9 protein-coding genes are annotated in these 10,892 nt (G+C 46.6%); 5 read left to right on the top strand and 4 right to left on the bottom strand.

The features are described from left to right. From QVA83_RS01870 to QVA83_RS01860, 3 genes are all read left to right on the top strand, one after another. Window positions 1–450, top strand: a 450-nt coding sequence (locus QVA83_RS01870; protein ID WP_287498075.1) for a DUF4198 domain-containing protein, incomplete at its 5' end; no start/stop codon positions are given. Between the two features lie 25 nt (window positions 451–475). Further along, complete coding sequence (locus tag QVA83_RS01865; protein WP_287498074.1) at window positions 476–1,375, top strand: EF-hand domain-containing protein; 900 nt, start codon at window positions 476–478, stop codon at window positions 1,373–1,375. Next, on the top strand, window positions 1,375–2,814 hold the full coding sequence (locus tag QVA83_RS01860; RefSeq protein WP_287498073.1) for a DUF2271 domain-containing protein: 1,440 nt from the start codon (window positions 1,375–1,377) through the stop codon (window positions 2,812–2,814). The genes QVA83_RS01865 and QVA83_RS01860 overlap by 1 nt, the downstream gene beginning before the upstream one ends. Window positions 2,815–2,918: 104 nt before the next feature. On the opposite strand, the gene QVA83_RS01855 is transcribed toward QVA83_RS01860, so the two are convergent. The 4 genes from QVA83_RS01855 to QVA83_RS01840 all read right to left on the bottom strand — a co-directional run bounded on the left by QVA83_RS01855 (window position 2,919) and on the right by QVA83_RS01840 (window position 8,935). Further along, the gene (locus tag QVA83_RS01855) at window positions 2,919–3,626 is read right to left on the bottom strand and encodes a DUF6445 family protein (RefSeq protein WP_061486787.1); all 708 of its coding nucleotides are present in this window, start codon (window positions 3,624–3,626) and stop codon (window positions 2,919–2,921) included. Continuing rightward, entirely contained in the window at window positions 3,605–4,348 is a 744-nt protein-coding gene (locus QVA83_RS01850; protein WP_278343805.1) for a SapC family protein, read from the bottom strand. Before QVA83_RS01850 ends, QVA83_RS01855 begins: the two co-directional genes overlap by 22 nt. A gap of 27 nt (window positions 4,349–4,375) precedes the next feature. After that, complete coding sequence (locus QVA83_RS01845) at window positions 4,376–5,944, bottom strand: tryptophan halogenase family protein (RefSeq protein ID WP_061486785.1); 1,569 nt, start codon at window positions 5,942–5,944, stop codon at window positions 4,376–4,378. Window positions 5,945–6,028: 84 nt separating this feature from the next. Then, window positions 6,029–8,935 carry a TonB-dependent receptor gene (locus QVA83_RS01840; protein WP_287498072.1) on the bottom strand — a complete coding sequence of 969 codons (2,907 nt, stop codon included), beginning with the start codon at window positions 8,933–8,935 and terminating at the stop codon, window positions 6,029–6,031. Window positions 8,936–9,477: 542 nt separating this feature from the next. On the opposite strand from QVA83_RS01840, the gene QVA83_RS01835 reads away from it, so the two are divergent. Further along, the gene (locus tag QVA83_RS01835) at window positions 9,478–10,635 is read left to right on the top strand and encodes an NAD(P) transhydrogenase subunit alpha (protein ID WP_014977727.1); all 1,158 of its coding nucleotides are present in this window, start codon (window positions 9,478–9,480) and stop codon (window positions 10,633–10,635) included. Between the two features lie 2 nt (window positions 10,636–10,637). Beyond that, window positions 10,638–10,892 (top strand): NAD(P) transhydrogenase subunit alpha part 2 (locus QVA83_RS01830; protein WP_287498071.1); only part of this gene is annotated, 255 nt, incomplete at its 3' end.

Here is a 10,892-nt window from a genome sequence, read left to right as displayed (position 1 = left end):
GGTGAGCGTGGCTCTATGCGAGGTAATGAAAAGCCTCTACCTGAAGGTGCGATACTAAAAGAGCACTTTCAATCAGTTACGTCTGCAACGACGTACGTAACGAAGAAAGGGCCAAGTGAACAGGCGTTAGCGCCAAGAAATGACGGCTTAGAGATCGTGGCAGTTAATCACCCTAACAGTTTGTTTGCCAACGAGAGTTTTAATTTCAAAGTTCTGTTTAACGGTAAGCCTGTTACCGATCATGAAGTCTCGGTGTACCAAGGAAAAGATCAGTTCGCCGAAGAATCTGATGTAGAAAAATTAACGACAAATGCCAAAGGGCAAGCGTCATTTACTCCTTCAGCACAAGATGTCTATTTGATGCAAGTAAGACTGCGTACCGACGCGCCTGAGGGTGCAGACGTGCCTACCTATAGTTACACCACCACACTTTCGTTCGAAGCCTACTAATTAACAAGGGTACAAGGAGATAATTATGTTGAAAACAGTAAGTTTAGCCGTTGTATCTGCGCTTTGTATTAGCGCTTCGGCAGTAGCTGCACCACATAGCGCCAGCGGCATTATATTGACCTATGACTTAAGCAAAGACGAGTCACTTCCATTAGAAGAGTTCGTTGATGCCAGACGCGCTCGCTTCAATGCGTCTGATACCAACAAAGACGGTGTACTTGATGAAAGTGAATATGTTTATGAGTGGGAAGGCAAAGTAGAAAAACGGTTAGCTGAAGACAGAAAAGCATCGGTAAAACAAACTCACATACGTTTCCATGCTGTTGACAGCAACGATGACGAGTTCATTACTATTGATGAAGTAAACGCGGTGGGTGAGCGAAGTTTCTCGCGTATGGACAGTGATAATGATGGTGTTGTTGCACTGGGCGACCCTGAGCCAGCACCCCGTCGCTCGGCGTCACAGGAAAAAGATGACAAACCTGAGCTAGTACAGCGCCCTATGTTGCGCATGCCGACCAGTCACAATATTGAAGGCTTTGTCACCTTATACGACCAAAACGGTGACGAAAAGGTAACAAAAGAAGAGTTTCACGCCGTTCGCAAAGCGCAATTCCAGCGTACAGACGAAAACAGTGATGACAAGCTTACAGAGCAAGAATACGTGCTTGAGTTTGAAGACAGGCTGGATGCACAGATCGAGAAGACCCATGAAGGGCAAATTAAACAAACTTACGTTCGCTTTGAAGTTCTTGATACAGACGAGAATGGCAAAATGACATTTTCAGAGTACATGGTGTCTGGGTTTAATGCCTTTCATCGCTACGACACTAATGGTGATGGCTACTTAACGTTAGCTGATCCAGCGCCTGCGCCACGTCAGCAGGAGCAAAGTGACACTACCACTGCACAAGTCAGCGAATAATGGTTGGGCGTTTCCTTTTATATCTGGCGGTATTTACCGCCAGCTATGCTGTTAAGGCCGAGTTGTATGTGTTTCCTGCACCATCACCAGAAGCAACCTCCCACACGCTTAACACAGAAATAACCCTGTACGAAGAGCAGACACTTAGCGCCATTGAGCAAAAGAATATTGATCTACTGATTAAAGACACCTATCAAACGCTAGATAAATCAAACGCAACGAGTGCGCTTAGCGAAATTAATCAACGTTACGAAGGTACACTTCCGGCGTGGCTGTACAGTGCCATTAAGCGGTGCGAGGATTGGTTTAATCGGACTGAAGGTAACATAAGCTGCCGCAACGGTGCGCTTTATGACTATTGGGCCGAATATGTTCAAGGTAAGCATGACCTTTCGCGTCGCGAAGTGAGACGTCTTGCTCGTGTGGCGCGCATTGCTGAGGTCAATTTTAATGACGATAACAGCGTGGCATTCGCGTCACCTATCCAGTGGGATTTATCCGAGTTCACAGCTTCTCTTGCCGTAGATCGCATTGCTCACTACCTGACATCAATTAATATTCGTTCTTACCACATTAGCGCGCAAGGGCTAGAAACCCACGCGTCGAACCAAGGTTTTAGTTGGCAGGGGACCGTGGTGCAAGAGGCTGTAATTCAAAATGGCCGCGCAACGGACGCTGTTAGTAATCCAAGCACCATCGCATACATCAGGCCGTGGCAACGCCCAGTACTTTCTACTTCAAAGCTGGCGTCTTTAAAAAAGGGCGTGTTAAGCCACAGTGACGGTTGGCCTAGCGCCAAGTTTCAAGCCATATCAGTGGCGGATAACGCATTTGAAGCCATGTTGTTAGCACACTTTTCGGCAACCAAAACAGCGCAGCAAGCCATGGAGTTAGTTAACGCGAACCCATCACTAGCGCTGAAGTTAATTGATGAAAATGGCAGGGTATTTACCAGCAACACCTATACGGCTCGCACGTCGGGTAAAAACAAGGCTGAAAAAAATGGCCACGCCATCTCAATTGATATCACCTTACCGCTATTTGACATTGCAGATTATCGCGGTCCTTACGTAAGCGTGTGGATAAGCGACGAAAAGAACCGGCTAGTAAAAAGCTTGGCGCTTCGCGGCACCAGTGAAAGATGGCTAGGCGAGCTGCGCACATGGTGGCGAAGAGTGGGTCGGAAAAATGAAGGTTTAGTCGATGGGTTTGCCGGGGCTACAAAGAAAAACGCGCCCTTGCACATAGAGTGGGATGGATTGGACGATTTTGGACAAAGCGCAAACTCGTCGTCGCTAATACTTCACATTGAAGTGGCGAGAGAACACGGTGGTCGAAGCTATGAGAAAATTCCATTTACCTTTGATAGCCTGACTTCACCAATAACCGTAACGGGCACGGATGAAATCGCGTCTATTACACTTTCACTAATAAATTAGTCGTCAATCTTAAAATTGCAGTAACGTAACGAGCACTACCAAAGGCAGCTATCGCAAATCGCTATCTGAAGTTTTCATAGCCCTCATTATTAGGGCTGAGCGTTTTACCCTTTAAACGTGATACTGGCGTTTGCGGTTAGCCTGCCTTCTTTCACATCAGCATAATCCGAAATATCGTTAGGTAAACAGCCGCTGTGCAGCAAGTTGGCTGGATACAACACGGCGCGATTAAACATAGGCTCAATACGGGCGATTTGGGTGAACATGGCGGTATCACCGTTTATGTACGCTTTAGGTGGTAACCCTACGCTGGTGGCTTGACGTTTTAAGGTTTTAAAATAGCCTTCGTATTGCGCGGCATTAACCCGCTCTAACCCCGTTTCAATATGTCGATAGAATGCAGTACCGCCCAAAGGCGCGCTAAACAGATAGTGCACCAATGCCCATTCATTATCCTTTTGCGTATCGATGTGCGGAATACATTGAATGGGCGACAAACTTTTCGGCGCTTGATTGGCTATGGAAAGTTGCACTAGGGGTATTTGAAGCGGCTTTTCCACGCCAAAATCTTGTAGCCCATTATGCGAAGCAAGTTGACTAAACAGCAGTGGAAGCGAGGTATGTAGGTGTTCGACATACTCCTGGGGCGGGTGACTTCTCACCCCCGGATAAAAGTCGCCATCTAGTTTTGTAAATGGGTGGTGTTGAGCAATTGTTTCTACCAAACTCAGCGGGTCTGGTATGAAACCATCGATAACAACAATCGGTGTGGCTTGCTCACCAACCTTAATCAATTCGTAGTTTGAAACCATGCGTCTGCGTTTTTATTCGCCTTGTTCTTCTTGTCGATAAGGGCATAGATTTGTGCGTTTGACGCTATGAGCGTGTAAATGCTTTGCAGCATGTGTTGTGCATGCAAATCAGCAATCGCGTCAGCACTAAGCGCCGCTAGCTTATCTTCATCAATGGTATATAACCCTGTTATAGACGTTTTGCTTTCGTTTTCAAAGGTAATATCTAGAGTGAATGGTGTAATAAGGTTGTGCTGTTGTAGGGCGGCAATAAAACGCTGATTTTGCGTTTCACCGTCAAGAAGCTGAGCAAGGATCTGCTGCTTCTCCAACAGGTAGTTGCTAGGCTCTCCTGTGTTATCAAAGAGCGGCGTTCCTTTTTCTTCGCTTACTGAGGCATTATCCATATCAATGCACAGCACCCGGTTACTGCTGTCAGCGCTTTGCGCTTCCGTTCCTACATAAAAAGGCAAGCGTTCAAACTGTGCCGGAATATAAACCGCATTCCATTCACCTTGCTGCCAAAATAGGTTTTCCTTTTCTTCAAAACCTAACAAGGCAGATAAGCCAAATTGTCCCGAGTCGTCAAACTTGGTGATCACCACGGGATAATGCACCACTAGCTTGTTTAGCTCAGAGACCACCACAGGAACAAGGTGCTGATTGGCACTTAGTGACAATGCATCGTCGGTTACTTTCAAATCTGCATGCTGTTTATTATTAATGGCAACCATATGAGTCATACGTAGGTCCTGCTTATTGATTTGCTGTTAAACGGCCTGCAGGCCGAATTGGTGAATTTTATTAATAAGTTCGCGATGTTTAGGCAGTTTCTCCACCGCCATGCCGCGAGCTTTTCTGTTCTGCATCAACTGTTGCTTAGCAAAGTCGGCGTTCACCCATTGCTGATGTGCGCCTAAATCTGAGGTAAACCCCATGCCGTACAGGACATACTGATAGCTTGCCGCGGGGAATACCTCGTTGTTGCTGGTAAAGTCTTTGTCACTAGGCGGGTGGTATTGCCACAGTGCGAGTAATTCTTTTAATGAGTCTGGAATACTATGACTATCGCGATTGTCCCGCCAAAATGCGCTGTCTTCTCGCTTACTTAGCATGTAATGAAGCTTTAAAAAGTCGATAATTCGCTGCCAACGGTAGGAAAAGGTGTCATTGAAGCGCTTCGCCATAATATCCATCACGGCTCGGTTTGCGGGTAACTGTTCGGCAATCATTGAGGCAGACAGCTCAACCAGTACAAGCGCTGAGGCTTCTAAAGGCTCTAGAAAGCCCGCCGCTAGCCCAACAGCCACGCAGTTATTTTGCCAAAAGCGCTGCCTGTGTCCGCTTTGAATAGTAATGTCTTTTACGTTTATCCCATCTATGCCGTTTAACGTGCTGGTTTGGCGAACGTATGTGTCTAAGCGAGCATAGGCGTCATCTTTACTCTGATGCCTACTGGAATAGACGTGGCCTACACCTCGGCGTGACTGCAAACCGATATCCCAAATCCAACCGGCGTCTTGTGCGGTGGAGATAGTGTGGGATGCAATAGGACTTTGCGGGGTGTCATAAGGCACGTGTACTGCTAATGCTCGGTCGATAAAAAGTACATCGTCACAGGGAATAAACGGCACCTTGAAGTGTTCGCCGAGCAGCATAGATTTGAAGCCGGTACAGTCAACAAAGAGGTCGCCTTCTACTGTTACCCCTTGCTCGGTATGAAGGGCTTTGATATCGCCGTTATTGCTGCTTTCGACGCGGTTAACGTCGGCCAGCACATGGTGTACACCTAGTTTTTCCGTGCAGTGTTTGGTTAAAAAGGCGGTAAATTTTCCTGCATCTAGGTGATAAGCATAGTTAGCGGTGCCTGCAAACTCTGCGTGGCGTATGCTTTTAGGTGCACAACCTGCTTCGCATATAGCTTCCTGAACACATACTGCATGGGAAAAAGACTCGTTTAATTCTGGTGCTACAGTCTGCCAGTAAGGACCTAAATTTGTTTGCGAAAACCCTTGGGGCAGCATGAGAGGGTGGTAGTAAAAATCGTGCTCTTCACCAGTGGTCCACTTAGCAAACTTTGCTCCTTGCTTGAATGTGGCGTCGCATTCTTTGATGAAAGTGGTTTCGCTAATACCCAATGCAATTAGTGTTGAGCGCATGGTTGGCCAGGTGCCTTCGCCCACGCCAATAATAGGCACATTGGGGCTTTCTATTAAGGTTACTTTAATGTCTTTGCGGGTAGCGCATTGATGTTGCGCTGCAATACGACCAGCCGTTAGCCACCCTGCGCTACCGCCACCAACTACTACAATGTGCGTTATGGGAGTTGCTGTTGTCATACTGATTTCCTGAATAAAAACTGTGGCTACCAAATGGTAGCCACGAATGTGGGACCAACAAATGTCGGCCCCAATTACGCGAAACTAAAAGTTTCCGCGCACACCGAAGGCCCAACGTCTGCCGCTGTCTTCAACCAACAGCAAGTGATTAGAGAAGCGACCGCGTTTATGTACAAACTCTTCTGTAAGGTTAATACCTTCAAAAAAGATTTCTACATTGTCTGTCACGCTGTAGCTACCGCTAATGTCAAGCTGTTGATAAGACTCAACAATGGTTGGGCCGTCACCCTGCCCTTGTGTTAACGACTGAACAAACTCATCACGCCAGTTATAGGCAAGGCGAATTTGATAATCGTCAGTTTCATAAAATGCCACCAAGTTGTATGAATCACTTAACCCGGTTAGTGCAAATACCTGATTAATATCGAATGGATCGAGTTCGGCGTCACTGTCAACGATAGTTCCGTTGGCAAGCACCCCAAAGCCATTATCGAAAGTGTGCTGAAGCGCAAGCTCGAAGCCGTCTACCGTTGCATCTTCACCGTTATTTGGCAGAGTATTGGTAAACACAGCAACGTCGTCACCCGCATCTGGCGCGCTAGCGTTAGTGCCTGTAGAAGGGTCGGTTAGCAAGCTGCCGTCAGCAAGCTCGAAGGTTTTGTCTTCTTGGCTATTAACAATAAAGTTCGATACCAACTTTCTGAAGTAACCAATCGATGCATAGCTTGCTTCGTCATAGTAATACTCAAGCGACAAGTCCAAGTTGTCCGATTTGAATGGCTCTAGTGCAGGGTTACCACTGGTAGACGTTAAGTCACCACCTTGGCGGGTGGTCGTAATTACGGTTACCGGCGACATGCTGTTAAGCGTAGGGCGAGTAATAGTTGAACTCGCCGCAAAGCGCGCAATTAAGTCGTCGGTAATTTCCAAACGTACGCTGAAGTTTGGCAATAGCACGTCGTAATCAGACTCAGTGGCAATACTTTGCGCATCGCCAAAACCAGCCAGCATTTCGGTTTGATCCAGAATCGTTAAGCCCGTTATTGGCGCTTGCGTTCCGTTAACCGTCACATCCGTCATTTCATAACGCACACCGGCGGTTGCGCTTAAGAACATGTCTGCAACTTCGCCTTCAAAGTCGAATTCCATATAGGTAGAGATAATATCTTCTTCAACTTCAAAGCTGTTGTTACGGCGCACCGCATCAAAACTAATCGAATCACCATTTACGCTCTGATAGTAAGATTCTAAAAACGCAAAGTTGGCTTCGCCATCATGGGCAAGCCAAGAGGTGGGCATGCGACCGCTACCACTTACGTCAGAAAGAAAATCGCTACCTGCGTCAAAAACGTATTGGCTTCCTGCCGGGATCTCAGGTAAGTCTGGGTAACCACAGTAAGTACAGTGAATACCTACACCTTCATTGTCCCAACGGGTAAGTGATTTGGTTTCGGTGCTGTACTGTGCGCCAAAGCGAATTTCAGTTAAGCCGCTGCCATCGGTTACGTATTCGCCGTCAAAGCGCAGCTGGCTCACTTCATCTTCTACCGCCCAGCCTCGACGCAGCATTACGTGAGCTCGGCTGTTCGCTTCATCAAGATGATTGCTCACACCATCAGGTGTCAGCGCAGGGTTGTATATAGGGAATCCGTCAGGACCAGTAACAATCGCGCCATCTAGTTCTTGCTGTCCGCTATAAATATTGTCATTAGGCGAAGCGAACATGCTGGCAACTGGTAAAATGTTGTCATCTACTTGGAATCGTACACGGTTGGCATAACCAATAAGTGAAAGCTGATCGCCGCCACCATTATTGGCTTCGCGTTCGGCTTCTGAATGACTTAAATCAAACGATAAATTCAGATTATCAGAGTACTGGTAATCAAAGTTAAGGCCTATGGCATAGGTATCAGTTAAACGGTCGAACGTTTTGGCGTGCATATCTGTCGCCAAACCTACCTCTTGGTATAAATCGACAATAGTACCGTTTGCATCAACCGTTGGGCTGCGGCGATTGCCGTTTTCATCAAACAGGCTGCCGTCATCACCTACACCCTGAATGTTAGGTGCGGTAAACCAGTGGCCGTACGACGTTGCTTCAGATTCTACGTCAAAATCTGAATACAGTGCGTCAGCAGTTACAACCAGTTTGTCGTTAGGTGCATATTGGAATACAAGATTAGCGTTTGTTCGGGTACGCTCTTCAAAGGTCACTTTGTGATCGTAGTTTCGCGGTGAAAATACATTGCCTGTCCAAGCGTCGCCTGACTGCGTAACAGGGTTTGGCACGCCAACGTTTTCTAGCCAACCGTCCATCTGAGCCTGGTTAAGGCGAGTCTCACGCTCTTGGTGTGAAACGGCAAGTAATACACCGAAGGTGTCGTCATTGAACGTGTTGCTAATAAGGCCAGAAAATTGCGGCGTAGTTTCTTCGCTATTTTCGTCGTACACGCCTTTTACCGAGCCCGCCATTTTAAAACCGTTTAATGCGAACGGGCGCGCGGTATTAATATTAATGGTAGAGCCTACACCACCAGACTGCATTGTGGCCGTTGACGTTTTATGCACATCAAGGCTGCTTACTAACTCTGAAGCAATCGTGTCGAAACTGAACGCACGCGAATCGTTTTCAGACGCCATTTGACGGCCATTTACCAACACGGTGTTAAACTGTGGTCCAAAACCACGTACGGTAATTAGCTGGCCTTCACCGCCTGAACGGTCGATAGATACGCCGGTAATACGCTGTAGTGATTCAGCTAAGTTGGTATCGGGAAAATCACCGATGTCTTCTGCGCTAATGGCGTCGACTACGCCAGCAGAGCTGCGTTTAACATCCATCGATTTTGCAACCGATGAGCGGATACCACTTACCTCAATCACTTCTACGTCTTTATTGGGTTGCGCGTCTTGGGCAAATGCACTATCCGCAGAAATAGCCGACGCTAAAACTGCTGCCACTGAGCATGCAAGCTTGGTTTTCCTATACATGATGGTGTGTGTCCTAATCGTTAATTTTAATGCGCCTTATGGTGTGCACCCCACTTGGCTTTCTCTCACAGCATTTCGCTGTTAATTCATCAAGACGACACGGTTTGTAAAATCCCCCAAAATTTTTTAACAATTTTTTTAAATTAATTGAATCACCTTATTTAAAAGGCGTGATTTCTTCGACATCGATTATCGTATTTCACCTTTACGTGTGTTTAAAAAGTGCACAATTATTAATGTATTCACAGAATAAATGCTTCTTTATCCACTTCATTTATCGCCTGTATGCCATTTCTATATAAATATTAGTTATGACTCGTAAGTAAATGATACTAGTGATGTATGCCCATATAGCGTAGCTTTGCCGCAGTTTCGCTTGAAAAATAAGCGGAATGAGGGGTGCTATTCGAAGCAAAATAAATACAGAAATTGCCTGTTCTGTTTTTGATTTTGCTAGAGAATGCTAGGCATAAGTGAATAAAATGGCTTAGTACTGTTTAAAGGGTGTCATTCTCGGATAGCCGGAATGTGAGGAGAAGCGTGTGAAAATCATAATATTAAATGAGTCAAAAGCGCCAGATCCGCTAAATAATGTGGAGAAGCGATGTGCGGCTACACCTAGTAGTGCACAGCGTCTGGTGAAAAAAGGGGCGACCTTACTGCTAGAAGCGGGGGCGGGCGTGCACTCAGGGTATTCAGATAAAGAATACAAAGATGTAGGCGTAACTGTCATCGATGATGTGAATGATGCATTATCAACAGCAGATATGCTCGTGGCGGTGAACAAACCCACCGATGCACAGCTAGCGTTGATGAAAAAAGGGGCCATTGTGGTAGGCCATCTCGACCCTTTCTTTCAGCAATCGCTTGTTGAGTCTATTGCAGAAAAGGGGCTAACCGCTATTTCTGTAGAGATGATCCCTCGTTCTTCTCGTGCACAAAAAATGGACGCATTGAGCTCGCAAGCGAGTCTTGCGGGTTACGTAATGGTGATGCAGGCGGCGAATCAGTTGCCATCAATATTACCTATGATGATGACACCGTCAGGAACAATAAAACCAGCAAAGGTATTTATTATTGGAGCTGGCGTAGCGGGTCTTCAAGCTATAGCAACCGCGAAACGCTTAGGCGCAAACGTACTTGCTTATGACACGCGCCCTGTGGTGGCTGAGCAAGTAGAATCCCTAGGTGGCAAATTCCTTAAGATCGACATTGGGGAAACAGGCCAAACGAAGGACGGTTATGCAAAAGAACTGACCGATGAACAAAAAGCGAAGCAGCAAGAAGCGCAACGCGACGCGATTGCCGACTCTGACATTGTTATTACGACCGCACAGTTATTTGGTCGCAAACCACCAGTGCTTATCTCAAAAGATACATTAGCACTCATGAAACCGGGCAGTGTGGTTGTAGATATGGCCGCAACATCAGGTGGTAATGTTGAAGGTTCGGTTGCTGGCGAAACCGTTGAAGTTAACGGTGTAAAGGTAATTGGTAATGGTTACTGGAGCCAGTATGTGGCTAAAGCCGCCACCGACATGTACGCCAATAACATCTACAACCTTGTGGATGAGTTCTTTGACGATGAAACCAAAACCTTTGGGCTGAATTTAGAAGACGACATTCTGGCCGGCTGTGTTATTACCCACGACGGTAACATCACCAACGACATGCTTAACAACGCATACAAAGGAGCCTAATCATGGAAATCATTTACCTACTTTTCATCGTGCTACTGGCTGCTTTCTTGGGTTTTGAGTTAATTCGAAAAGTCCCAGCAACCTTACATACACCCTTAATGTCAGGCTCTAACGCGATATCGGGTATTACGCTAGTGGGTGCATTGGTTGCCTCTGGCAGCGACAATAATTTGCTCACGACCATTCTTGGTACTGCAGCGGTAGCGCTGGCCAGCATCTACGTGGTGGGTGGCTATCTCTGTCTCTTAAACACCTCT

The sequence above is a fragment of the Alteromonas sp. AO-Serp genome (assembly GCF_017849675.1).
GTDB lineage: Bacteria > Pseudomonadota > Gammaproteobacteria > Enterobacterales > Alteromonadaceae > Alteromonas > Alteromonas macleodii.
The sequence above is the reverse complement of the archived record's forward strand: the minus strand, read 5'-3'. Positions and strand labels throughout refer to the sequence as shown.